Genomic DNA, 23748 nt, shown 5'->3' with positions numbered 1-23748 from the left:
TTCCTCCGGGCTCGGCCGCGCCGCCTTTCTGACCTGGCCTTTTCCGGGATAATCCGTTAGGCCGCAGCGGCACCACTCTTCGGAATTGCGTATTCCGCATGTGGGGGTGTGCTCCCGTCGTCACAACCTTGTCTCACCGACCTTGCCGAATGGGTGGCCATGAAGGCCCGGAGGGGTGATCATGAGGAGACCAGAGCGCACTTCCCATGAGGAGGCACGGGTGGCCGAGACTCTGAAGAAGGGCAGCCGGGTGACCGGCGCCGCGCGCGACAAGCTCGCGGCAGACCTGAAGAAGAAGTACGACGCCGGTGCGAGCATCCGGGCGTTGGCCGAGGAGACCGGCCGCTCGTATGGCTTTGTGCACCGCATGCTCAGTGAGTCGGGCGTCACGCTGCGAGGGCGTGGCGGGGCGACCCGGGGCAAGAAGGCCACGGCCTGACCCCGGGTGGCCCCTCGGCTTCGATGGTGGCCACCCGGTCGGCCGACTGACCGACCGGGTGGTTACTGTGCAGTCACTTAAGTGTGGCCTGCCACGGCGATACAGCCGTCGTGGGGCACACAAGACGACCGCACACATCGGAGGCGTCCCATGGCTTCGCCCGACAAGGACCTCGTTCCCGTACTCGACAAGGACGGCGTACGGCTCACCGTCGACGGCGCGATCGCCACGGTGACGCTGACCAACCCGGCCAAGCGCAACGCGCAGAGCCCCGCTCTGTGGCGGGCGCTGGCCGAGGCCGGGCGGCAGCTGCCGGGCTCCGTCCGCGTCGTGGTGCTGCGGGCCGAGGGCAAGTCCTTCTCGGCCGGGCTCGACCGGCAGGCGTTCACGCCCGAGGGCTTCGACGGCGAACCGTCGTTCGTCGACCTCGCGCGCGGCGCCGACGCCGAGCTGGACGCGACCATCGCCGAATACCAGGAGGCGTTCACCTGGTGGCGGCGCAGCGACATCGTCTCCGTCGCCGCTGTCCAGGGGCACGCCGTCGGGGCGGGCTTCCAGCTCGCCCTCGCCTGCGACCTGCGCGTCGTCACCGACGACGTGCAGTTCGCCATGCGCGAGACCAGCCTCGGACTCGTGCCCGACCTGGCGGGCACGCATCCGCTGGTGGGGCTCGTCGGATACGCCCGAGCGCTGGAGATCTGCGTGACGGGGCGCTTCGTCGCGGCCGAGGAGGCCGTGAACACCGGCCTGGCCAACGTCGCCGTGCCCGCCGGCCAGCTCGACGACACCGTGCGCGACCTGGCCTCGGCCGTGCTCGCCGCCCCCCGCGACGCGGTCATCGAGACCAAGGCCCTGTTGCGCGGCTCCCAGGACCGCACGTTCGAGGAGCAGCGCGTGGCGGAGCGCCAGGCCCAGGGCCGCAGGCTGCGGGACCTCGCGGGCGTCGGGGACTGAGGAACACCGGGCCGCCGGTGAGCGCGATCAGCCGATCGCGCTCACCACGACCGCCACCGTCGGGTGATCCGGCAGCGCCCTCCTGACCACCGTCCGGACCTGCCGGGCCACGTCCCGGGCCCGCTGGTCCGCGCCCACGGCCAGCTCCAGCCGGACATGACGGTGCGGCAGCGCGGCGTCCTCGCCGGGGAGTTCCCCGATGTGCACGGGGTGGCCCAGCGTGCCGGTCAGACGGAGCACACCCGGTACCCCCAGCGCGGCGTCGGCCACGCGGGCCTCGTCGCCGCCCTCGGCCCGCGCCGCAGGCGGAGGCTCGGGCAGATCCTCCCCGGGGCCGGCTGTCGCGGGCGCCTCCTCGTCCAGCAGCCCCGTCACCCGCAGGTCCACCTCCGTCACCATCAGGCCGAGCCGCTCGGTAGCGGCGGTCGCCAGCGTCGCCCGCAGCAGGGACGCCGTCGTCGGCAGGGGCTGCGAAGCCGTCGCGGCGAACTCCGCCGTCACCCGAAGCGGCCCGGGCGGCAGCGCACTCGGCGGAGCCGGTACGGCCGGCTCGGCGGTGTCCGTCGTGTCGGCGACCGCGACACGGAGCGCGTCGAGGCGCACGCCAGGCGCGTCCCGGGCCGCGCTCCGCAGCACCGCCTCGGCTGCCCGTTCCGCGATCCACGCGCCGTCGCGCGCGTCACCCAACGGCAGAAGCCTGCCGATTCCCAGCTGATGTCTCACTGCCTGCGTCCATCGGTCGGCCGTCATTCCTCCAGCCTGCCGTATCAGGGGCGCGCTCCCACGCAACCATGCTTACGGTGGTCCAAGGACGACGACCGAAAAGGACGTGCGGCGATGACTGACATGACCGAGAACCGGGGCGGGGAGTCCGAGACGCCGGCGGCGCGCAGGAGCCCGCTGGTCAAGCGCGGCGGAGGAGACCCCGGCTCCCGGGGCCGGACGACCATCGCGGACGGCGTCGTGGAGAAGATCGCCGGGCTCGCCGCCCGCGACGTCGACGGCGTGCACGCCATGGGCAGCGGGCTGTCCCGCACCTTCGGCGCCGTGCGCGACCGGGTGCCCGGCGGCGCGAAGTCGGTGTCCCGCGGGGTCAAGGCCGAGGTCGGTGAGGTGCAGGCGGCTCTCGACCTGGAGATCGTGGTCGAGTACGGCGTGTCGATCGCCGATGTGGCCCGCGACGTACGGGAGAACGTCATCACCGCCGTGGAGCGGATGACCGGCCTCGAAGTCGTCGAGGTCAACATCGCGGTGAGCGACGTGAAGCTGCCCGACGAGGAGGAAGAGGAACCGGAGCGCCGGATCCAGTGAGGCACGGGCCATCGGACAACACAGCGGCTGAGGAGCTGAGGAGCGCATGAGCATGGCCGTGGTCGGCATGATCGCCGGCATGGCGCTGGCCTTCGCCGGGTATTTCGGCGGATTCGGTGCCTTCCTGCTGGTGGCGGCCCTGGGTGCCGTCGGCTTCGTCGTCGGCCGGTTCCTGGACGGGGACCTGGAGTTCGGCGACTTCTTCCGTCCTCGTGAACGCGAACGGCGGCGGTGACGCCCGTGAGTACGGGGGCCGGTGAACTCGACAGACCCCTTTCCGTCGTCCCGCCGGGCGAGCGCGGCGCGACCCGGATCGCCGACCGGGTCGTCGTGAAGATCGCCTCGCAGGCGGCCCGCGAGGCGGTCGGCACACTGCCGCCCGACGCCGGCCGGCCCTCCGCGTCCGTCGTCGTCCACCACGAGGTCGCCCACGTTCGGGTCCACATCGAACTCGACTATCCCTGCGACATCGGCGCCCGCTGCCGCGAGGTGCGTCAGCACGTCGCCGAACGGGTGGGAGCCCTGGTGGGAATGCAGGTGCCGGAGGTCGTCGTCCAAGTGGAGCGGCTGCACCTGGTCGCCGCTCCCGGCGCGGTACAGGGGAGGACCCGATGAGTGAACCCGAGGGCACCCGGCCCTCCGAGGGCACCCGGCCCTCCGAGGGCACCCAGCCCCCAGAGGCCACCCAGCCCCCCGAGGGCACCACGCAGCGCCTGCCCGTCGTCGACCGGCGGGAGCCGGAGAACGGCGACGGGACCGACCGGTCCGAGTCGTCGGGCGCCCCCGGACCCGGGAGCGAGGGCGGCCGCGCGGGCCGCTTCTGGTCGGCGCGCCGCGTCCCCGCGGGCATCGTCGCCCTGCTGCTCCTGGGCCTCGCCGGACTGTTCCTCTACGACATCGTCTCCGTGCGCGCCGGCCGGCCCGGCATGTACTGGCGGCGGGAACTGGCCGGGCAGCTCGCCGAGCGGCCCCTCGACGACACCTGGGTGCTGGTCGGCGCCGGGATCGCCGCCGTCCTCGGCCTGTGGCTGCTGATCCTGGCCGTCACGCCCGGCCTGCGGGACGTGCTCCCGATGCGGCGCACGCACACCGGCGTACGCGCCGGACTGCAACGGGACGCCGCCGCCACCGCGCTGCGCGACCGGGCCATGGAGGTGGCCGGTGTGCAGTCGGCACGGGTACGGGTGCGCCGGAGGCGGGCGGACGTCCGCGCCGTGTCGCACTTCCGGGAAGTGGACGACGTACGAACCGATCTGGACGCCGTGGTCGCCGACGCCATCGGCAAACTGGGGCTGGCCCGGGCGCCCTCGCAGTCGGTGCGGGTCCGGCGGCCCGGCCGGAAGGGGTGAGAGCGGTGCTCAGGACCGTCAACCGCGTGTTCCTCGGCCTCGTGGGCCTGATCCTGCTCGTGCTGGGGGGCTCCGTCCTGGCCGTCGGCCTCGGCGCCCCCGTGCCGTCGTGGTGGATCCACGACAGCGAGCACGACGTGCTGCTGAGCGACGCCGAGCGCACCCGCTGGCGCGACGCCGGCTGGTGGTGGCCGGTCGTCATCGCCGCCCTCGCGGTCCTGCTGCTGCTCGCCCTGTGGTGGCTTGTCGCCGTTCTGCGCCGGCGCCGCCTCGCCGAGGTGCTCGTCGACACCGGCGACGGCGAGGGTGCGCTCGTGCGCGGCCGGGCCCTGGAGGACGCCCTCACCCAGGAGGCGGTCCGTATCGACGGCGTGGACGGAGCCCACGCCCGTCTGAAGGGCCGCCAGACCACCCCCGAGGCGCATGTACGCCTCGCCCTGGAGCCGCACGTGGACCCCGGAACGGCCCTGAACGACTTCACGACCGGTGCCCTCACCCACGCCAGGACATCGGCGGGCCTCGCCTCACTTCCGGCGGAGGTGAGGCTGAAGGGCGTCAAGCACGGTGCGGAACGGGTGAGTTGAGCACAGACCTACGGAGGGCGCGTCGAACGCGGCCCGTCAGAATCCGTGCCGTGCCCCACCGTCGACCGGCACCATGACTCCGGTCAGGTAGGAGGCCGCCGGCGACATCAGGAAAGCCGCCACCCGCCCGAACTCCTCCGGAGCCCCGTACCGCCGCAGCGGGATCCGGGACTCCGAAGCCGCCCGGGTCGCCTCGGGATCCGCCGACAGCGCGTCCAGCTGCCGCACCCGGTCGGTGTCGATCCGCCCGGGCAGGACACCGACCACTCTGATGCCCCGCGGCCCCAGCTCGTCGGAGAGCGACTTGGCGAACCCCGCCAGCCCGGGCCGCAGCCCGTTCGAGATGGTCAGCCCCGGAATCGGCTCGTACACCGACCCGGACAGCACGAACCCGATGACACCCCCGGCCTCCATCTCGGCGGCCGCGGCGCGAGCCAGCCGGACCGCACCGAGGAACACCGACTCGAACGCCGTCTGCCACTGCTCGTCCGTGTTGTCCGCGACGAACCCGGCCGGCGGCCCGCCCACGCTGACGAGGACGCCGTTGAAACGGCCGAAGTGCTCCCGCGCGGCGCCGATCAGCCGGGCCGCCGCCTCCGGGTCCGCGTTGTCGACGGCCACCCCGACCGCGTTCGGCCCCAGCTCGGCCGCCGCTTCGGCGACGCTCTTCTCGTCCCGCCCCGAGACGACCACCTTCGCCCCGTCCGCGACGAGCTGACGCGCGGTGGCGTTGCCGAGGCCGCGCGTGGCTCCGGTGACGACGTACACCCGGTCCTTCAGTCCAAGATCCATGGTCCCTATCCTGCCCCGTCCGCACCGAACAGGGCGAGGGCGGTGTTCACCAGCCCGATGTGGCTGAAGGCCTGCGGGAAGTTGCCGAGGTGCCGGCCGGTCACCGGGTCGTACTCCTCGGACAGCAGCCCGACGTCGTTGGCGAGCCCCGCCAGCCGCTCGAACATCTCGCGGGCCTCTTTCGCGCGCCCCGTCATGTACAGCGCGTCCGCGAGCCAGAACGAGCACACCAGGAACACGCCCTCGCCGCCGGGCAGCCCGTCGACGTCCACGTCGGCCGTGCTGTAGCGGTGCAGGAAGCCGCTGTGGGTCAGTTCCTCGCGGACCGCGTCGATCGTGCCGATCACCCGCGGATCGTCCGGCGGCAGGAAGCCGACGCGCGGGATGAGCAGCAGGGCCGCGTCCAGTTCGCGTGAGCCGTAGGACTGCGTGAAGGTGTTGCGCTCCGGGTCGTAGCCCTTCTCGCACACCTCCTGGTGCACCTCGTCGCGCAGCGCGCGCCAGCCGTCCAGGTCGCCGTCCAGCTCCGGGTGGCGCTCCAGGGTGCGTACGGCACGGTCGGCGGCCACCCACACCATCACCTTCGAGTGCACGAACTGGCGCCGCCCGCCGCGCACCTCCCACAGCCCCTCGTCCGGCTGCCGCCAGCTGGTCCGCAGGAAGTCCATCAGGGCCGTCTGCACCGCCCACACGTCGGGCTGGGCGGACAGGCCCGACTCGCGGGCGAGGGACAGGGAGTCCATGACCTCGCCGTAGACGTCCAGCTGGAGCTGGTTCACGGCGTCGTTGCCGATGCGTACGGGGGCGGACCCGAGGAAGCCGGAGAGCCAGGGCAGCTCGAACTCGGGCAGCCGCCGCTCGCCCGCCAGGCCGTACATGATCTGCAGGTCCGCCGGGTCGCCCGCGACCGCGCGCAGCAGCCAGTTCCGCCAGGCTTCGGCTTCCTCCTGGTAGCCCGCCGCGAGCAGCGCGTTCAGGGTGAGGGTGGAGTCGCGCAGCCAGCAGTAGCGGTAGTCCCAGTTGCGCACCCCGCCCGGTTCCTCGGGCAGTGAGGTGGTGGGGGCGGCGACGATGCCGCCCGTCGGGGCGTAGGTGAGCGCCTTGAGGGTGATCAGGGAGCGGACGACGGCGTCCCGGTACGGGCCGTCGTAGCGGCAGCGCGACACCCAGGCCCGCCAGTCCTCCACGCTGTGGCGCAGTGCGTCGTACGGGTCGACGAGCGGTGGGCGCGGCTCGTGGGAGGGGTGCCAGGTCAGGACGAACGCGACCTTTTCCCCCTTCTTGACGGTGAACTCCGCGTGTGTGCCGAAGTCCTCGCCCCAGCTGGTCACCTCCGGCTCGCTGCGCAGCCACGTCGAGTCCGGGCCGGCGACGGCGACGCGGTGGCCGTCGGACCGGCGCACCCAGGGGACGACCGAGCCGTAGTCGAAGCGCAGCTTCAGGACGCTGTGGAGGGTCACCTCGCCGTCGAGTCCCTCGACGACGCGTACGAGGTCGGGGGCGCGGTCGCGTTGGGGCATCAGGTCGGTGACCCTGACCGCCCCCTGCCCGGTCTCCCATTCGGTGTCCAGGACGAGGGTGTCGCGGCGGTAGGCACGCCGGGTGCAGCGGTCCGCCCCCACGGGGGCGATGCGCCAGTATCCGTTGTCCTCGTCACCGAGCAGTCTGGCGAAGCAGGCGGCCGAGTCGAAGCGGGGCAGACACAACCAGTCGACGGATCCGTCCATACCGACCAGGGCCGCGGTCTGCTCGTCGCCGATGAGCGCGTAGTCCTCGATGCTGGGGTGCACGGAGTGCGGGTTCCCGGCAACTCGGCGCGGCAATCAGGGCGGGGGCCGGGGGAGTGATGTGCCCCGGGCGCTTGGGATGGGGCTGCGACGCGCCCCGAGCGCGGGCCGCGCCCCCCGGCAGCGCCCGGCCCGCACCTCATACCCCGGCTCGGTCCGGGCCCCGTCGGCATGCGCGGGCGGCGTCTACACCGCTGCCGGCTCGGACTTCGCCGTGTCGGATCTCCCGGCCGCCTCCTGGGCCCGCTCCCGGGCCTCGCGGCGGGCCAGGACCACCCAGCCGAACGGGACGGCCGCGGAGAACAGCCACCACTGGATGGCGTACGCGTAGTTCAGCGCGGCGTCCTCCTTGCCGGGGTCGCCCAGCAGCTCGGGTGTGTCGCCCTCGGGCTCCGGAGCCGTCTGGGAGATGTAGCCGCCGAGAACCGTGGCGTCCAGGCGACGGGCCTGCTGCTCGCTGTTGATCAGCATGATCTGCCGGTCCGGCAGGCCCTGGAGGTTCTTGATTCCGCTCGCCGCGGTCGTCTCGTCGGGCATCAACCGCCCCTCGACGGTGACCTCGCCGCTCGGCGGTGCGGGGACCTTCGGGAACGCGGTCTGGCTCGGGCCGTCGGAGGGAATCCACCCCCGGTTGACCAGCAGCATCTTGCCGTCGTCCAGGACGAACGGGGTCAGTACGTGGTAGCCGACCTCGTCGTCGGAGTTGGTGCGGCGCCGGACGACGACCTCGTCCTCCGTGTCGAAGCGGCCCTTGGCCGTCACGGTCCGGTACCGCTCGGTGCTGGTCACGGTGTGCCCGGGCGCCGTCAGCTTCTCCACGGGCACCGGCTCGGCCGCCAGCGCGTCGGTGACCAGCTGGTTCCGGGCGGTGCGCTCGTCATAGCGGTGCATCTGCCAGATGCCCAGCCTGATCATCGTGGGGATGAGAAGCAGGGCGATCAACGTGAGGATCACCCACTGCCGGCACATCAGGAAGCGGTACACCCCACGACCGTACAACTCGGTCGTGGGGTGCATTCAGGCGGGTACCGGGTCACACCTTGTCGACGATTCCCGCCTTTCCCTCCGCGCGGGCGCAGTGGGCGCCGCAGTACCAGTGGCCCTCGACCTCGACGCCCTGGCCGATGATCTGCACCCGGCAGTGCTCGCAGATGGGGGCCATGCGGTGGATCGCGCAGGAGAAGCAGTCGAAGACGTGTACCGCGCCCTGCGCGTGCACCTCGAAGGTCATTCCGTACTGATTGCCACATACCTCACAGGTCGCCATGCGCCACAGGGTGGGCCGTCCCTTCCGCGTGGGCGAGCGGCCGCCGGGCGAGTCGCCCGGCAATCACCCGTCCGTACGGTCCCTCCGGCGGTGCACGGTCCCCGCCGCGACGTACGGTCACCCTCCCGACGTACGGTCACCCCTCCGACGCCGGCTCCACGTCCGCGAGGAGTTGCCCGAAAGCCGCCTCGTCCACGACGGGCGTACCGAACTGCCGGGCCTTGACGACCTTGGACGTGCCCGAGTCCGGGTCGTTCGTGACGAGCAGACTGGTCAGCCGGGACAGGCTCGTGGCCACATGCAGCCCGGCCTCGGTCGCGCGGTCCTCCAGCAGGTCCCGCTCGGTGGAGGTGTCACCGGAGAAGGCGACCCGCATGCCCTGCTTGAGCCGCCCGCCCGCCTCGTACCGCCCGGGGTTGGGGTAGGGGCAGGCGGGGCGCTTGCGGGACGGGCGCCAACTGCCCGGCCGGTACCCGCCGTAACCCCCGGGGCCCGCCTGCTGCCCGATGCGGGGTGCGGCGGGGCGGTCCGTCCATTCGGTCAGCGGCCGGCACTCGTGCAGCGGCAGCCGTACGTCGTTCGCCGCCGCCGCCCGCAGGCTCGGCCGGAACGCCTCCGCCAGCACGCGCGCGTCGTCCAGCGCGTGGTGCGCCCGCTGCTGGACGACGCCGAAGTGCGCGGCGAGGGACTCCAGCTTGTGGTTGGGCAGCGGCAGCCCGAGCTCCTTGGACAGCGCGATGGTGCACAGCCGCTGCCGCACCGGTGCCTCGCGCTCGGCGCGCGCGTACTCCCGGGCGATCATCTGCCAGTCGAAGACGGCGTTGTGCGCCACCAGCACACGCCCCGCCAGCCGGGCGGTGAACTCCTCGGCGATGTCCGGGAAGAGGGGCGCCCCTTCGAGTGCCTCGCTCGTCAGCCCGTGGATCCACACGGGGCCCGGGTCGCGCTCGGGGTTGACCGTCGTGTACCAGTGGTCCTCGACCTCGCCGCGCTCGTCCAGCCGGTAGACCGCCGCGGAGATGATGCGGTCGTCCCGGGCCAGGCCCGTGGTCTCCACGTCAACGACCGCGTACCCCTTGGGATACGCGGCCGGCCACGGCGTGGCAGAGAACACTGCGGTCGTCAGGTCTTCCAGCATGGTCCCTGAGGATACGGGCCGCGACTGACACCGCCGTCCGTCAGGTGTCCGCGCCAGACCCTCCGATGCTCCCTCAGGCGTCTTGTCCGGTCTGTCCGTTCGCGGGGCGTACGTCTGATCGGTACTCAGTCGATCGCCGTCGATCCGAAGGCCGCGCGAGGGCCTGCGCGCTGCCCGGGACCCGCCGCTGTCACCAGCGGATGGGCACCGGAAGCGCGGTCAGCAGTCCGGACGCCGCGACCGCCAGGCCCAGGAAGGCCACCTCGGCCCGGGCCGGAGCACACGCGGTCAGCGGGTCGGCAGCCCGGCGCAGCCGCCGCCGGGCCCACAGGGCGAGGGCGGCGACGACCGCCACGAGCAGCACCTTGGCGAGCAGTGCGCGCCCGTACGCCGTTCCCGTCAACTGCTCCAGGATCGTCTCCGGCGGCATCCGGCGCAGTGAACTGCACACGCCCGTCGCGGTGATGGCGGCGAGCAGCACGACCGCCACGCGCGCGTAGAGACCCAGCAGGGCCGCACCGGCCGTGCGGGGCCACAGCCGGAGGGTGCGCAGCGCGTGCAGCAGGCCTCCCGCCCACAGCGCCGCACAGGTCAGATGGACGAGCGTCAGCGCGGAACCGGTCAGCGGGCTGTGCTCGGTGGTGGGGTGGGCGCGCAGGGCCTCGGCCACGACCACGGCGGCCAGCGGCCACACCTGCGTGACCGGCCGGCGCGACAGGGCGCACAGTCCCGCCACGAGGAACGCGTTGACCTCCAGCAGGGCGAGCTTGCCGTCCCGGGACGCGTAGAGCCCGCCGGCGTCGATGTCCGCCAGGTGGTCCGGCACGAGATTGCCGGTGGCCACGACCGAGGCGAGCCCCAGGGCGGTGGTGAAACCGGCGGCGGCCGCGAAGGGGGACCAGCTGCGAGGCGCCACCGGGTCTGCCTCCGTACCGGGCAGCGAACGCGCCAGCCGGTTCACGAACAGCTCACCGACGGGTATGCACAGCGCCGCGAAGAGCACCGTACGCAGCAGGGCTATGCCACCGGCGCCGGGCGCCTCGGCCTCCCCGGTGCCGTGCAGCGCGGCGGGCGGGCCGAGCAGCGGGATCAGCGCGGCCAGCGCCACCAGCACCAGAACGGCGACGGTCCGGCCCGCACCGGTGGGCCGCAGTGGGCCGCGCGAATCGGTCACCCCGGGTAGGGGTCTTGGCGAAGTCACCCCAGGATCTTCACCAACCTCCACACGGCCGGGCAAGTCGGCGGAACTCAGTCAACCCGGGATGCGGCCGACCACCACAGCCGCACCTCCCTGCACCCGTCCGCCGGCCGCAGTTCCCACCCCTGCGCGAGCGCGACCTCGGCGACGTACCAGCCGCCGACCCCGCGGTAGTCCCGCAGGGGTATCGCCACCTCCGCGGGCGGCTTCGGCTTCCTCGGCTCGTCCGGCGCCGATGCCAGGGCCGTCCGCTTGGCCACCGCTCTGTCCACGCGCGCCTTGTAGTACTCGACGTCGCTCTCATGGCGCAGCTCGGGCCAGGTCACGCACCAGGAGGCCAGACGCGCCACTCTCCCCAGAGTCCTGCCTGTGGCGTTCAGGAAACGGCCTTCGAAGGTGTCACTGAAGGGGGTGATGGCGTCGGCGAACAGGCCGAGGACGAAGAAGACGGCAGCCACCGCCGCCCACAGCACACACACCACCGGGAACCACACCACACTCCCGGCGAACCGCAGCGCCAACTGCCACCGCGGCCGCGGGGGTCGGGCTGTCCAGGTCGCCGGATCTTCGTACACATCCATGACGAAGGATCCTGCCGCAGACACGGAACGGGCCGGACAGGTGTCCCCGTCCGGCCCGTTGCGCCTTCACACGAGCTCTACTTGGTCACCGCGTCCAGCGCGTCCGCGATACCCCAGCCGTAGAAGCCGTTGCGGTTCTTGGAGCCCTCGCACACCGCATCGATCTTGCCGTCGGCGTTGATGTCGTACGGGTCGGTGCACGGCGTGGCGTCCGCCTCCGCGTACAACAGGGCCTTCACCAGGGCCGGGGAGGCGTACGGGTGCGTCGACTTGATGAGGGCGGCGACACCCGCGACGTGCGGGGTCGCCATCGACGTACCGGCCATGTAGCCCCACTTGCCGCCCGGCAGCGTGCCCAGGATGAGGCCGCTCGTGGCCGGCGCGTCCGGCTTCTGGTAGGCGGTCGAGTCACCGCCCGGGGCGGCTATGTCCGCGACGCCCAGACCGTAGTTGGAGAACGACGACTTGATGCCCTTCGCGCCCGTCGAGGCGACCGTGACGACACCCGGCAGCTGCGTCGGGATGTCGAGGCACTCCGAGGGGTCGACGACCCGGTCGCCCGGCGTGGTGTCGTTCGGCGACGACGGGTCGGTGATCTCGTCGGAGGCCAGGTCGTAGTTCTCGTTGCCGGCCGCGGCGACGTTGACCGCGCCCTTCCTCTCCGCGTACTTCGCGGCCCGCGTGACGGCGTCCACGAGCGCCTTCTGGTCCGGGTCGGTCTTGCAGTTGAAGTACCAGGGGTCGGTGTAATAGCTGTTGTTCGTCACGTCGACCCCGTGCTCGGCCGCCCACACGAAGCCGCACACCACGGCCTCCGTGTAGAAGAAGCCGTCCGGGTCGGACACCTTGATGCCGGAGACCTTCACCCCGGGAGCGACACCTGTCATGCCGACGCCGTTCTTCGCGGCGGCGATCTCACCGGCGACGTGCGTGCCGTGCGGGCTCTCCGCGGCGCTCGGCCGCCAGGCCCCGTCGGCCGTGTCCGGCTTGCCCGACACACAGTTGACCGACGCCTTGCGGTCGAAGTTGGGCGCGATGTCGGGGTGGGTGTCGTCGACACCGGTGTCGATCACGGCGACCGTGACCTTCTTGCTGCCCAGCGACTTCTCGTGCGCCTTGTCCGCCTTGATGGCGGGCAGGTCCCACTGCTGCGGCTGCAGCGGGTCCTGTCCGGCGGGCGCTTCGGCCTGTGCGACCTCGGCCGCGCTCAGCACCTTCGGCGCGCCCAGGTCGCCCGTCGACGCCGAGGGCAGCGGCGCGGTGCGGGTGGCGCCCGCCGACTGCACGCCGCGCACCTTGCGGATGGTCTTGGCGAAGCCGGCGTCCGAGGAGTGGACGACGATGACGCCGATCTGGTCGTACGACGTCACGACCGTGCCGCCGGCCTTGGCGACGGCCTTCTTCACGTGCGCCGAAGTGCGGTGCCCCGGCTTGACGTTGACGACGTAGCTGAGCTGGGTCGCGTCGGCCCGGGCCGACGCGGGAGCCGGGGCGTCCTCGGCGGCCGTGGCCATGGTGTTCGGCAGGAACGCGAGGGCCGTGGCCATCGCCATCCCGGCCGGGATCGCGACGGCGCGACGATAGCGCGCGTACGGCGCAGTCATGGTGTCTCCAGTTCGTTCACGGTACGTGCTGATCTTGCGGAGGGCCTCGGTGGCGAGCCGGGTCACTTGACCGCGCGCAGCGCGTTGACGATGCCGTGGCCGTAGAAGCCGTTGACACGCCCGCCGCCCTCGCAGACCGCGTCCTGCGTGCCGTCGCCGTCCTGGTCGTAGGAGGCCGGGCAGGCGGTCTTGTCGGCCTGCGCCTTCAGCAGCGCCTGGAGCTGGGCCGGAGACGCCCAGGGGTGCTTGGACTTCAGCAGCGCGGCGACGCCGGAGGCGTGCGGCGAGGCCATCGAGGTGCCCTGCAGGAAGCCCCACGCGCCGTTCGGCATGGTGGACAGGATGCGGCCGTTCTTCGAGGGCGTGTCGGGTATCTGGTAGCGCCCGTCACCACCCGGCGCGGCGACGTCGACGACGCCCTTGCCGTACGTCGAGAAGTACGACTTCACGTTGTCGACGCCCGTGGAGCTCACCGTGACGACACCCGGCAGCTGCGTCGGGATGTCGAGGCACTCGTGCGGGTCGATGGTGCGCTCGGCGGGCGTGGTGTCGTTCGGGCTGGAGTCGTCGACGATCGCGTCCGCGTCCAGGTCGTGGTTGGAGTTGCCCGCCGCGGCGACGTTCAGCGTGCCCTTCTTCTGGGCGTACAGCTGGGCCCTGTTGACCGCGTCGACGACGGCCCGCTGGTCGGGGTCGTCCATGCAGTTGTACAGCCACGGGTCGACGTAGTAGCTGTTGTTCGTGATCTCCACGCCGTGGTCGGCGGCGAACACGAACGCGCAGACGACGCTCTCCGGGTAGAAGAGGCCGTTCGCCCGGTCGGTCACGTTGATGCTGGACACCTTCACACCGGGAGCGACGCCCGCGACGCCGATGCCGTTGCGGGCGGCGGCTATCTCACCGGCGACATGCGTGCCGTGGTAGTCCTCGGGCGTGTACGGCCGCCAGGCACCCTCGCTGGTGTCGGGCTTGCCGCCGGCACAGTTGGCGGACTGCGACGCGGAGAAGTTCGGGGCGATGTCGGGGTGGGTGTCGTCCACGCCCGTGTCGATCACGGCGACGGTCACCTTGCGGCTGCCCGGGTTGATCGACGCGGCCTTGTCGGCGCCGATCGCGCGCAGGTCCCACTGGTCCGCCTCGAGGGGCTCGCTCTCGGGCGTCTTCGCCGAGGCGGCCTCGGTGCGCTCGGCCTGGGCGGCCGTCAGGTACTCGACCGCCCCCTCCTCCTTCGTCCCCGCGGCCGTCAGCGGCGCCGTCCGCGTCGCCCCCGCGGACCGGACCCCGCGGGCCTTGCGGATCGTCTTGGCGAAGTCGGGGTTCGAGGAGTGGACGACGATGACGCCGATCCGCTGGTACGTGACCACGACCGAACCGCCGGCCTTCCCGATCGCCTTCTTCACCGAGGCGATCGTGTGGCGGTCCACCTTGGTGTTGACGACGTACGCCAGGTTCGGCGCGTCCGCCGCCCGGGTGGCCGGCGCCGCCTGCGGGGCCGCCGACGCGACGGCCGGCAGGAAGCCCAGAGAGGCCGTCAGGGACAGTGCGACGGGCACGGCGAGCGCGAGCCGACGTCTGGAACGCAAGTGAGACATGGGGTCTCCACATCCTCCGGAAACGAAACCGGCCCGAGGCACAGGTGGTGCTCGGGCAGGTACATGACGTGGTGGTGCAGGGCGAAGCTATCCCGGCCTCTCGCTGGCCAGCAACGCTTTGCCGAAACGACTTCGGAAAGAACGCCGGTCGTTTGAACCGGTTCCCGCGTGCCGCCGTGACGTTGAACAAGGAGCGCGAGGACTCTCGCCTCCGCCCCCGTTCCCGACCGCTTCCGTCATTGCGAGGAGACTCCGTGGCCACCGACGCACCGCCCCCCTCGAAAGAGCAACACAAACTCCCCTCACCCGAGGAGTTCGCGGAGGTGCAGGCGAGCGCGGAGTTCGGTGAACTGCGCCGCTCCCACCGCTCCTTCGCCTTCCCGCTGACCGTCGGCTTCATCGCCTGGTACCTGCTGTACGTCCTGCTCTCGAACTACGCGGGCGGCTTCATGGGCACCAAGCTGTTCGGCAACATCAACGTCGCCTTCGTCCTCGGCGTCGCCCAGTTCGTCACCACGTTCCTCATCGCCTGGTGGTACTCGCGGCACGCCGCCGCGAAGCTCGACCCCAAGGCCGAGGCCATCAAGACCCGGATGGAGAGCGGCGCATGAGCCCCGTACAGCAGACCTTCCTCGCCGCGAACGAGGCCAGCGAGCACCGCCCGCTGATCATCACCCTGTTCGCGCTGTTCGTCCTGGCCACGCTCGGCATCACCGTCTGGGCAGGCCGCCAGACCAAGGACGCCGCCGACTTCTACGCGGGCGGCCGCCAGTTCAGCGCCTTCCAGAACGGACTCGCGGTCTCCGGCGACTACATGTCGGCCGCGTCGTTCCTCGGCATCGCGGGCGCCATCGCCCTCTTCGGCTACGACGGCTTCCTGTACTCCATCGGCTTCCTGGTCGCATGGCTGGTCGCCCTGCTCCTGGTGGCCGAGCCGCTGCGCAACTCCGGCCGCTACACCATGGGCGACGTCCTCGCGTACCGCATGCGCCAGCGCCCGGTGCGCACCGCCGCCGGTACGTCCACGATCGTCGTGTCGATCTTCTACCTGCTGGCCCAGATGGCCGGAGCGGGCGTCCTCGTCTCGCTGCTGCTCGGCATCACCTCCGACGCCGGCAAGATCCTCATCGTCGCCCTCGTCGGCCTCCTGATGGTCGTGTACGTCTCCATCGGCGGTATGAAGGGCACCACCTGGGTCCAGATGGTCAAGGCCGTGCTGCTCATCGGCGGCACCATCCTGATCACCTTCCTGGTGCTGCTGAAGTTCAACTTCAACATCTCCGACCTGCTCGGCACGGCCGCCGAGAACAGCGGCAAGGGCGCCGCCTTCCTGGAGCCCGGTCTCCAGTACGGCGCGACCGGCACCTCCAAGCTGGACTTCATCTCCCTCGGCATCGCCCTGGTGCTCGGCACCGCAGGCCTGCCGCACATCCTGATCCGCTTCTACACCGTGCCCGACGCCAAGGCCGCCCGTAAGTCCGTGAACTGGGCGATCGGCATCATCGGCGGCTTCTACCTGATGACCATCGCGCTGGGCTTCGGCGCCGCGGCGCTCATCTCGCAGGATGAGATCATCGCGTCCAACCCGTCCGGCAACACGGCGGCACCCCTGCTGGCCCTGCACCTGGGCGGCGTCGACTCGACCTGGGGCGCGATCCTGCTCGCCACGATCTCGGCGGTGGCCTTCGCTACCATCCTCGCCGTCGTGGCCGGCCTCACCCTCGCCTCGTCGTCCTCCTTCGCGCACGACATCTACGCCAACGTCATCCGCAAGGGGCAGGCCTCCGGCGCCGAGGAAGTGCGTGCGGCCCGCTGGGCGACCGTCTTCATCGGTGTCGTCTCCATCGGCCTCGGAGCCCTCGCCCGCGACCTGAACGTGGCCGGCCTGGTCGCGCTCGCCTTCGCGGTCGCGGCCTCCGCCAACCTGCCGACGATCCTCTACAGCCTGTTCTGGAAGCGCTTCACCACCCAGGGCGCCCTGTGGTCGATCTACGGCGGTCTGATCGTCGCCGTCGGCCTGGTGCTGTTCTCGCCCGTCGTCTCCGGCGACCCCAAGGCGATGTTCCCCGAGGTCGACTTCGCCTGGTTCCCGCTGAAGAACCCGGGCATCATCTCCATCCCGTTCGGCTTCCTGATGGGCTGGCTCGGCACGGTCCTGTCCAAGGAGGAGCCCGACGTCAAGAAGTACGCGGAGCTGGAGGTACGGTCCCTGACCGGCACCGGAGCTCACTGAACCCGGCCCCTCCCGCGTGGCCGTGTCGTAGGAACCTCCAGGTCCCTGCGGCACGGCCGCGTCCCGCGTCGTGGGATCGGGCCTGTGGCGTCGCCGGTACGGTCGCGTAGGCTCGCGGGTGTCGGAGAAACCGTGCCGCACGCAGGATCCGCGACGAGGGAGGGGGCCCACGTGCTCATCGACACATACGGCCGGGTGGCCACCGACCTGAGGGTCTCGCTGACCGACCGGTGCAATCTGCGCTGCACGTACTGCATGCCCGAGGAGGGCCTGCAGTGGCTGGCCAAGCCGGACCTGCTCACGGACGACGAGATCGTCCGCCTGATCGACATCGCGGTCACCTCCCTCGGCATCGAGGAAGTGCGCTTCACCGGCGGCGAGCCGTTGCTGCGCCCGGGCCTGGCCGGCATCGTCGAGCGCGTCGCGGCCCTGGAGCCGCGCCCCCAGATGTCGCTGACCACCAACGGCATCGGCCTCAAGCGCACGGCGGCGGCCCTGAAGGCGGCGGGCCTGGACCGGGTCAACGTCTCCCTGGACACCCTGCGCCCGGAGGTCTTCAAGACCCTCACCCGCCGCGACCGCCACAAGGACGTCATAGAGGGCCTGTACGCCGCCCGAGACGCGGGCCTGACCCCCGTCAAGGTCAACTCGGTCCTGATGCCGGGCCTCAACGACGACGAGGCCCCCGAGCTTCTGGCCTGGGCCGTGGAGCACGACTACGAACTGCGTTTCATCGAGCAGATGCCGCTGGACGCCCAGCACGGCTGGAAGCGCGACGGCATGATCACCGCCGGGGACATCCTGACCTCGCTGCGCACGCGCTTCGAGCTGACCGCCGAGGGCGAGGAGAAGCGCGGTTCGGCCCCGGCGGAGCGCTGGCTGGTGGACGGCGGGCCGCACGTGGTCGGCGTCATCGCCTCCGTCACCCGCCCGTTCTGCGCGGCCTGCGACCGCACCCGCCTCACCGCCGACGGCCAGGTCCGCACCTGCCTGTTCGCCCAGGAGGAGACCGACCTGCGCGCCGCCCTGCGATCCGGCGCCCCTGACGAGGAGATCGCCCGCATCTGGCGCCTCGCGATGTGGGGCAAGAAGGCGGGAGCGGGCCTGGACGACCCGACGTTCGTACAGCCCGACCGGCCGATGTCGGCCATCGGAGGATGACGGACTAGCGGGTCTCTTCCCACTCCTCGAGCAGGACCACGTCCTTCAGGAACCCCCGCACGCCGAGGAACTGCGACAGGTGCTCGCGGTGCTCCTCACAGGCCAGCCACGTCTTGCGCCGCTCCGGCGTGTGGATCTTCGGGTTGTTCCACGCCAGGACCCACACGGCCTCGGCCCGGCAGCCCTTCGCGGAACAGATGGGCGTCTCGTCACTCACAGCTTCGTCTCACAGAAAAGGCGACGCCGAGCAGCCACGGGGGGAGCTGCCCGGCGTCGGTCCGTCGCTCCGACGGGGGATGCGGAGCGCGTACGAAGTATGTCACGCAACACCCCGGGCCCGGCACTGGAACAACATGATTGATCTGAGCTTTTCTTGAGCTTGGCGGGAAGATGACTTCCCTCCCCGATCACCGGTGATCTTCGTCCGGCGACCCTACCGCTCGGTCGTCTCGTCCCCCGTACCCGGGACCGGCTCGGACACGGCATCTTCCGCGTCGGCCGCCGCCGGCCCGTCGTCCGGAGCCGACGGTGAGATCATCGGCCGCACCGGCGGCGCCACGAACGTCGACGGCAGAGACGGCGCGTTCTCGCGCCCGGCGTTCGCGATCACCACGGCGATGTACGGCAGCACCAGCCCGAGGACCAACGCCACGATGGCGACGTGCCGTTCGACGTTCCACAACGTGGCCGCGAGGATCACCGAGATCGTGCGGACCGTCATCGAGATCACGTACCGGCGCTGCCGCCTGCGTACGTCCTCCTGGAGTCCCGTCCGGGCGCCGGTGATCCGGAAAACCTGGACGTTGCCGCCACCATCCTGCTTCCGCATCGCATCCACCATCCGCCCGTATCGGACTCTCCCCGCCCCGTAGCCGCCCTCGGCCGGCCGGGGGACCTGACCGGGACAGCTCCCACGTTACGCCGCGGCTGCGCCGGTCACGAGACCGGGTGGCGCACCGCCGGGGCGAACGGCCTGCGCCGCGGCACGTACGGCCCGCGTCGGCATGCGGCGTACGGCACCTCGGCCGACACTGGCCGTAGTGCTCACGTCGAGCCGTACTGAGGAGGCAGCGATGGGCTGGTTGTGGGCGATCATCGTAGGACTGGTACTCGGTCTGCTCGCCAAAGCGATCATTCCGGGCAAGCAGCACATCCCCCTGTGGCTGACCGTCATCCTGGGCATGATCGGCGGCATCGCCGGCAACGCCATCGCCCGGGCGGCCGGTGTCGACGCCACGTCGGGCATCGACTGGTGGCGGCACATCTTCCAACTGGTGGCCGCGCTCATCCTCGTCGGTCTCGGCGACCGGGCCTGGACGGCGGCCAGGGGAGACAAACGCAGGGCATGACGGGGCGCACGGCGAAGGGGGTGGTCTCCGGCAACCGGAGACCACCCCCTTCCTGCGCTCACCGTACGAACGCTGCCCTTAGACGCCCGTGACCTCGACCGCCGCCAGGTTCTTCTTGCCCCGGCGCAGCACCAGCCAGCGGCCGTGCAGCAGGTCCTCCTTGGCGGGGACCGCGTCCTCGCCGGCGACCTTGACGTTGTTCACGTAGGCGCCGCCCTCCTTGACCGTGCGGCGCGCGGCCGACTTGCTGGCCACCAGGCCGACCTCGGCGAACAGGTCCACAGCCGGACCGAGCTCGGCGACCCGGATGTGCGGCACCTCCGACAGGGCCGCCGCCAGGGTCCGCTCGTCGAGCTCCGCCAGCTCGCCCTGCCCGAAGAGTGCCTTGGACGCGGCGATCACGGCGGCCGTCTGGTCCGCGCCGTGCACCAGCGTCGTCAGCTCCTCGGCCAGGGCCCGCTGCGCGGCCCGGGCCTGCGGACGCTCCGCGGTCTGCTTCTCCAGCTCCTCCAGCTCCGCACGGGAGCGGAAGGACAGGATGCGCATGTACTTCGAGATGTCCCGGTCGTCCACGTTCAGCCAGAACTGGTAGAACGCGTACGGCGTCGTCATCTCCGGGTCCAGCCAGACGGCGCCGCCCTCGGTCTTGCCGAACTTGGTGCCGTCCGCCTTGGTCATCAGCGGCGTCGCCAGCGCGTGCGCGCTCGCGTCGGGCTCCAGGCGGTGGATCAGGTCCAGGCCCGCCGTGAGGTTGCCCCACTGGTCGCTGCCGCCCTGCTGCAGCGTGCAGCCGTAGCGCCGGTACAGCTGGAGGAAGTCCATGCCCTGCAGCAGCTGGTAGCTGAACTCCGTGTAGCTGATGCCCTCGGAGGACTCCAGGCGCCGGGCCACGGAGTCCTTCGTCAGCATCTTGTTGACCCGGAAGTGCTTGCCGATGTCGCGGAGGAACTCGATCGCGGAGAGGTTCTCCGTCCAGTCGAGGTTGTTGACCATGACGGCCGCGTTCTCGCCCTCGAAGTCCAGGAACGGCTCGATCTGGGCGCGCAGCCTGCCGACCCAGCCGGTGACCGTCTCCGGGTCGTTCAGCGTGCGCTCGGCGGTCGGGCGCGGGTCGCCGATCAGGCCCGTGGCACCGCCGACCAGCGCCAGCGGCCGGTGGCCGGCCTGCTGGAGCCGGCGCACGGTGAGCACCTGCACCAGGTGCCCCACGTGCAGCGACGGCGCCGTCGGGTCGAAGCCGCAATAAAACGTGACGGGACCGTCCGCGAGCGCCTTGCGCAAAGCGTCCTCGTCAGTGGACAGGGCGAACAGCCCGCGCCACTTCAGCTCGTCGACGATGTCCGTCACGGTTCTCGTATCTCCTCGGGTGGGCTCGTAATCAGGTACGAGGTTATACGCCCTGGCTGACAGAGCTCATATTGAAATCCGGCACCCGCAGGGCCGGCATCGCGGCCCGGGTGAACCAGTCGCTCCACTCCCTGGGCAACGTCTTCTCGGTCCGCCCCGCCTCGGTGGCGCGGCCGAGCACTCCGACCGGCGACTCGTTGAACCGGAAGTTGTTCACCTCGCCCGTCACCTCGCCGTTCTCCACGAGGTAGACGCCGTCCCGGGTCAGGCCGGTGAGCAGCAGGGAGGCCGGGTCGACCTCCCGGATGTACCACAGGCAGGTCAGCAGCAGCCCGCGCCCGGTGTTCGCCACCATCTCGTCCAGGGACCGGTCCTCGCCCCCGTCCAGGACGATGTTGTCGATGACCGGCGCCACGGGCAGCCCGGTCAGGCCGGCGCTGTGGCGGCTGGTCGTCAGGTGCCGCAGCTCGCCCTCGCGCATCCACTCGGTGGCCGCGAGCGGCAGCCCGTTGTCGAACACCGACTGGTCTCCCCCGGAGGAGTGCGCGATCACGAAGGGCGCCGACTCCAGGCCGGGCTCGTCCGGGTCGCTGCGCAGGGTCAGCGGCAGGCCGGTCAGCTTTTCGCCGACCCGGGTGCCGCCGCCCGGCTTGGAGAACACCGTGCGGCCCTCGACCGCGTCCCGGCCCGACGCCGACCACATCTGGTAGATCAGCAGGTCCGCCACGGCCGTCGGCGGCAGCAGCGTCTCGTAGCGCCCGGCGGGCAGCTCCACGCGCCGCTCGGCCCACCCCAGGCGCACCGCCAGCTCCGCGTCCAGGGCCGCCGGGTCGACGTCCTTGAAGTCCCGCGTGGAGTGCCCGGCCCACGCGGACCTGGTCCGGTCGGGGGACTTGGCGTTCAGCTCCAGCGTCCCGTTGGGCTGGTCGTGGCGCAGCCGCAGCCCGGTGGACGTACCGACGTACGACGACACCATCTCGTGGTTGGCGAAGCCGTACAGCTCCCGGCCGCCCGCACGCGCGCGTGCGAAGGCCTCGCCGAGCGCGGGGGCGAAGTCGGCGAACACGGCGGACGAGGTCTCGGCGGGCGCCTCGGTGTACTCCGGCGACCGCTCCCCGCCCGAGACCAGCGGCTGCGCGTCCTCGGCGGGCCCGGCGCCGCGCGCGGCGGCCTCGGCGGCCCGCACCAGGGGCTCCAGCTCGTCGGGGGTCACGGCGGACCGTGACACGACCCCGGAGGCCGTGCCCTCCCTGCCGTCGACCGTGGCGACCACGGTGAGCGTGCGCCCGCGCGTGACACCGTTCGTGGTCAGCGCGTTGCCCGCCCAGCGCAGGTTGGCGGTGGACTGCTCGTCGGCGATGACGACACAGCCGTCCGCCCGGGACAGTTCGAGGGCGCGCTCGACGACCTCGTGCGGCTTGCTGGAACGCGCGCTCATCGACCGGCCTCCTGGGTCGTGTTGAGGATGTTGACGCCCTTGAAAAGGGCCGACGGGCAGCCGTGCGACACCGAGGCGACCTGACCCGGCTGGGCCTTGCCGCAGTTGAAGGCGCCGCCCAGGACGTAGGTCTGCGGACCGCCGACGGCGGCCATGGAGCCCCAGAAGTCGGTGGTCGTCGCCTGGTAGGCGACATCGCGCAGCTGCCCGGCGAGCCGCCCGTTCTCGATCCGGTAGAAGCGCTGGCCCGTGAACTGGAAGTTGTAACGCTGCATGTCGATCGACCAGGACCGGTCGCCGACGACGTAGATGCCGCGCTCCACGCCCCCGATCAGATCCTCGGTCGACATCCCGGCCGGGTCCGGCCGCAGCGACACGTTCGCCATGCGCTGCACCGGCACGTGCCCGGGGGAGTCGGCGTAGGCGCAGCCGTTGGACCGCTCGAAGCCGGTCAGCCTCGCGATCCGCCGGTCCAGCTGGTAGCCGACGAGCGTGCCGTCCTTGACCAGGTCCCAGGACTGGCCCTCGACGCCCTCGTCGTCGTAGCCGATGGTGGCCAGGCCGTGCTCGGCGGTGCGGTCGCCGGTGACGTTCATCAACTCCGAGCCGTAGCGCAGCTTGCCCAGCTGGTCGAAGGTGGCGAAGGAGGTGCCGGCGTAGGCGGCCTCGTAGCCGAGCGCGCGGTCCAGTTCGGTGGCGTGCCCGATGGACTCGTGGATGGTCAGCCACAGGTTGGACGGGTCGACGACCAGGTCGTACAGGCCCGCCTCGACGCTGGGGGCGCGCATCTTCTCGGCGAGCAGCTCCGGGATCCGTTCCAGCTCGCCCTCCCAGTCCCAGCCGGTGCCCCGCAGGTACTCCCAGCCGCGTCCCACGGGCGGAGCGAGCGTGCGCATGGAGTCGAACTCGCCGCTCGACTCGTCCACCGACACCGCGTTGAACACCGGGTGCAGCCGCACACGCTGCTGTGTGGTCACGGTCCCGGCGGTGTCGGCGTAGAACTTGTTCTCGTGGACGGTGAGCAGGGAGGCGTCGACGTGGTCGACCCCGTCGGCCGCCAGCAGTCGCGCGCTCCACTCCGCGATCAGCCCGGCCTTCTCCTCGTCGGGCACGGAGAAGGGGTCGATCTCGTACGACGAGATCCACGTCTTCTCGGCGTGCACCGGCTCGCCGGCCAGCTCCACGCGCTCGTCCGACCCCGCCGCCCTGATCACCTGGGCGGACAGCTTCGCCATCGCCACCGCCTGCCCGGCGACCCTGGCGGCGGCGTCCAGGGTGAGGTCGACACCGGACGCGAAACCCCAGCTGCCGCCGTGCACCACGCGCACCGCGTACCCGAGGTCGGTGGTGTCCGAGGACCCGGCGGGCTTGGCGTCCCGGAACCGCCAGGAGGCGTCCCGCACCCGCTCGAACCGGAAGTCCGCGTGCTCGGCGCCGAGCGCACGCGCGCGTGCCAAGGCCGCGTCGGCGAGGGGGCGTAGGGGGAGGGCCGTGAAGGCCTCGTCGATGGTATGAGGCACCGCCGTCTCTTTCTGTCGAGGTGACCGTGGTTGCCGTGCGTCGTGACTGCTCCGATCATGTCGCCCATCCCGCGCGCGGGCCATGAGTTTCCGGAGCCGGACCC

At 71.5% G+C, this 23748-nt stretch carries 26 protein-coding genes; 11 read left to right on the top strand and 15 right to left on the bottom strand.

What is annotated here, in order from left to right:
- Positions 1-220 precede the first annotated feature (220 nt).
- Both ACFY9S_RS13155 and ACFY9S_RS13150 read left to right on the top strand, forming a co-directional pair.
- The gene (locus tag ACFY9S_RS13155; RefSeq protein WP_010037790.1) at positions 221-439 is read left to right on the top strand and encodes a helix-turn-helix domain-containing protein; all 219 of its coding nucleotides are present in this window, start codon (positions 221-223) and stop codon (positions 437-439) included.
- Between the two features lie 150 nt (positions 440-589).
- On the top strand, positions 590-1393 hold the full coding sequence (locus ACFY9S_RS13150) for an enoyl-CoA hydratase-related protein (protein WP_391126761.1): 804 nt from the start codon (positions 590-592) through the stop codon (positions 1391-1393).
- 27 nt (positions 1394-1420) lie between these two features.
- On the opposite strand, the gene ACFY9S_RS13145 is transcribed toward ACFY9S_RS13150, so the two are convergent.
- Positions 1421-2143: a nucleopolyhedrovirus P10 family protein gene (locus ACFY9S_RS13145; RefSeq protein WP_391126758.1), complete on the bottom strand. Its 723-nt coding sequence runs from the start codon at positions 2141-2143 to the stop codon at positions 1421-1423.
- A gap of 87 nt (positions 2144-2230) precedes the next feature.
- Between ACFY9S_RS13145 and ACFY9S_RS13140 the strand changes: the two genes are divergently transcribed.
- The 5 genes from ACFY9S_RS13140 to amaP are packed head-to-tail and all read left to right on the top strand — an operon-like array spanning position 2231 to position 4637.
- Positions 2231-2704 (top strand): Asp23/Gls24 family envelope stress response protein, encoded by a 474-nt coding sequence (locus ACFY9S_RS13140; protein WP_391126755.1) that lies wholly within the window; start codon positions 2231-2233, stop codon positions 2702-2704.
- A 46-nt stretch (positions 2705-2750) separates the two neighbouring features.
- Positions 2751-2939, top strand: a complete 189-nt coding sequence (locus tag ACFY9S_RS13135) for a hypothetical protein (protein ID WP_031142734.1) — start codon at positions 2751-2753, stop codon at positions 2937-2939.
- Positions 2936-3319, top strand: a complete 384-nt coding sequence (locus tag ACFY9S_RS13130; protein ID WP_391126752.1) for a hypothetical protein — start codon at positions 2936-2938, stop codon at positions 3317-3319. The genes ACFY9S_RS13135 and ACFY9S_RS13130 overlap by 4 nt, the downstream gene beginning before the upstream one ends.
- Complete coding sequence (locus ACFY9S_RS13125) at positions 3316-4053, top strand: DUF6286 domain-containing protein (protein WP_391126749.1); 738 nt, start codon at positions 3316-3318, stop codon at positions 4051-4053. Before ACFY9S_RS13130 ends, ACFY9S_RS13125 begins: the two co-directional genes overlap by 4 nt.
- A complete protein-coding gene (gene amaP / locus ACFY9S_RS13120; protein WP_391126746.1) occupies positions 4050-4637 on the top strand; it encodes an alkaline shock response membrane anchor protein AmaP in 588 nt (195 codons plus the stop codon). Before ACFY9S_RS13125 ends, amaP begins: the two co-directional genes overlap by 4 nt.
- 36 nt (positions 4638-4673) lie before the next feature.
- Here the strand turns inward: amaP and ACFY9S_RS13115 are convergent, their stop codons facing one another.
- The 9 genes from ACFY9S_RS13115 to ACFY9S_RS13075 form a co-directional block, all read right to left on the bottom strand.
- Positions 4674-5429, bottom strand: a complete 756-nt coding sequence (locus ACFY9S_RS13115) for an SDR family oxidoreductase (protein ID WP_391126743.1) — start codon at positions 5427-5429, stop codon at positions 4674-4676.
- A 5-nt stretch (positions 5430-5434) separates the two neighbouring features.
- Positions 5435-7219, bottom strand: a complete 1785-nt coding sequence (locus ACFY9S_RS13110) for a glycoside hydrolase family 15 protein (RefSeq protein ID WP_391126740.1) — start codon at positions 7217-7219, stop codon at positions 5435-5437.
- Between the two features lie 183 nt (positions 7220-7402).
- Positions 7403-8200, bottom strand: a complete 798-nt coding sequence (locus ACFY9S_RS13105) for an SURF1 family cytochrome oxidase biogenesis protein (RefSeq protein ID WP_391126737.1) — start codon at positions 8198-8200, stop codon at positions 7403-7405.
- A gap of 49 nt (positions 8201-8249) precedes the next feature.
- Positions 8250-8483, bottom strand: coding sequence for a hypothetical protein (locus tag ACFY9S_RS13100; RefSeq protein ID WP_078615365.1), 234 nt, complete (start codon positions 8481-8483; stop codon positions 8250-8252).
- A 136-nt stretch (positions 8484-8619) separates the two neighbouring features.
- Positions 8620-9621 (bottom strand): DEDDh family exonuclease, encoded by a 1002-nt coding sequence (locus ACFY9S_RS13095; RefSeq protein ID WP_391126734.1) that lies wholly within the window; start codon positions 9619-9621, stop codon positions 8620-8622.
- A 190-nt stretch (positions 9622-9811) separates the two neighbouring features.
- Positions 9812-10795 (bottom strand): CopD family protein, encoded by a 984-nt coding sequence (locus ACFY9S_RS13090; RefSeq protein ID WP_391126731.1) that lies wholly within the window; start codon positions 10793-10795, stop codon positions 9812-9814.
- A gap of 74 nt (positions 10796-10869) precedes the next feature.
- Positions 10870-11400, bottom strand: coding sequence for a hypothetical protein (locus ACFY9S_RS13085; RefSeq protein ID WP_391126727.1), 531 nt, complete (start codon positions 11398-11400; stop codon positions 10870-10872).
- A gap of 77 nt (positions 11401-11477) precedes the next feature.
- A complete protein-coding gene (locus tag ACFY9S_RS13080) occupies positions 11478-13004 on the bottom strand; it encodes a S8 family serine peptidase (RefSeq protein ID WP_391126724.1) in 1527 nt (508 codons plus the stop codon).
- 62 nt (positions 13005-13066) lie between these two features.
- Positions 13067-14596: a S8 family serine peptidase gene (locus ACFY9S_RS13075; RefSeq protein WP_391126720.1), complete on the bottom strand. Its 1530-nt coding sequence runs from the start codon at positions 14594-14596 to the stop codon at positions 13067-13069.
- 254 nt (positions 14597-14850) lie between these two features.
- Between ACFY9S_RS13075 and ACFY9S_RS13070 the strand changes: the two genes are divergently transcribed.
- The 3 genes from ACFY9S_RS13070 to moaA all read left to right on the top strand — a co-directional run bounded on the left by ACFY9S_RS13070 (position 14851) and on the right by moaA (position 17990).
- Positions 14851-15207: a DUF485 domain-containing protein gene (locus tag ACFY9S_RS13070; protein WP_391126717.1), complete on the top strand. Its 357-nt coding sequence runs from the start codon at positions 14851-14853 to the stop codon at positions 15205-15207.
- Positions 15204-16829 carry a cation acetate symporter gene (locus ACFY9S_RS13065; RefSeq protein ID WP_391126714.1) on the top strand — a complete coding sequence of 542 codons (1626 nt, stop codon included), beginning with the start codon at positions 15204-15206 and terminating at the stop codon, positions 16827-16829. Before ACFY9S_RS13070 ends, ACFY9S_RS13065 begins: the two co-directional genes overlap by 4 nt.
- A 171-nt stretch (positions 16830-17000) precedes the next feature.
- On the top strand, positions 17001-17990 hold the full coding sequence (gene moaA / locus ACFY9S_RS13060; protein WP_219728326.1) for a GTP 3',8-cyclase MoaA: 990 nt from the start codon (positions 17001-17003) through the stop codon (positions 17988-17990).
- Between the two features lie 4 nt (positions 17991-17994).
- Here moaA and ACFY9S_RS13055 read toward each other — a convergent pair whose 3' ends face one another.
- Both ACFY9S_RS13055 and ACFY9S_RS13050 read right to left on the bottom strand, forming a co-directional pair.
- Positions 17995-18207, bottom strand: a complete 213-nt coding sequence (locus ACFY9S_RS13055) for a hypothetical protein (RefSeq protein WP_391126711.1) — start codon at positions 18205-18207, stop codon at positions 17995-17997.
- 216 nt (positions 18208-18423) lie between these two features.
- Positions 18424-18819: a DUF3099 domain-containing protein gene (locus tag ACFY9S_RS13050; RefSeq protein WP_391126708.1), complete on the bottom strand. Its 396-nt coding sequence runs from the start codon at positions 18817-18819 to the stop codon at positions 18424-18426.
- A gap of 244 nt (positions 18820-19063) precedes the next feature.
- Between ACFY9S_RS13050 and ACFY9S_RS13045 the strand changes: the two genes are divergently transcribed.
- On the top strand, positions 19064-19339 hold the full coding sequence (locus ACFY9S_RS13045) for a GlsB/YeaQ/YmgE family stress response membrane protein (protein ID WP_391126705.1): 276 nt from the start codon (positions 19064-19066) through the stop codon (positions 19337-19339).
- A gap of 78 nt (positions 19340-19417) precedes the next feature.
- Here ACFY9S_RS13045 and tyrS read toward each other — a convergent pair whose 3' ends face one another.
- Genes tyrS through ACFY9S_RS13030 form a run of 3 tightly spaced genes read right to left on the bottom strand, consistent with a single transcriptional unit; the run spans position 19418 to position 23644 of the window.
- The gene (gene tyrS, locus ACFY9S_RS13040) at positions 19418-20686 is read right to left on the bottom strand and encodes a tyrosine--tRNA ligase (RefSeq protein WP_391126702.1); all 1269 of its coding nucleotides are present in this window, start codon (positions 20684-20686) and stop codon (positions 19418-19420) included.
- Positions 20687-20729: 43 nt separating this feature from the next.
- Entirely contained in the window at positions 20730-22124 is a 1395-nt protein-coding gene (locus tag ACFY9S_RS13035) for a metallopeptidase TldD-related protein (RefSeq protein WP_391126699.1), read from the bottom strand.
- On the bottom strand, positions 22121-23644 hold the full coding sequence (locus ACFY9S_RS13030; protein WP_391126697.1) for a metallopeptidase TldD-related protein: 1524 nt from the start codon (positions 23642-23644) through the stop codon (positions 22121-22123). The genes ACFY9S_RS13035 and ACFY9S_RS13030 overlap by 4 nt, the downstream gene beginning before the upstream one ends.
- Between the last annotated feature and the right edge of the window lie 104 nt (positions 23645-23748).

Origin of the sequence: Streptomyces sp. NPDC012474 (genome assembly GCF_042955185.1) — a bacterium.
In the GTDB taxonomy this organism is placed as follows: domain Bacteria; phylum Actinomycetota; class Actinomycetes; order Streptomycetales; family Streptomycetaceae; genus Streptomyces; species Streptomyces cahuitamycinicus.
The sequence above is the reverse complement of the archived record's forward strand: the minus strand, read 5'-3'. Positions and strand labels throughout refer to the sequence as shown.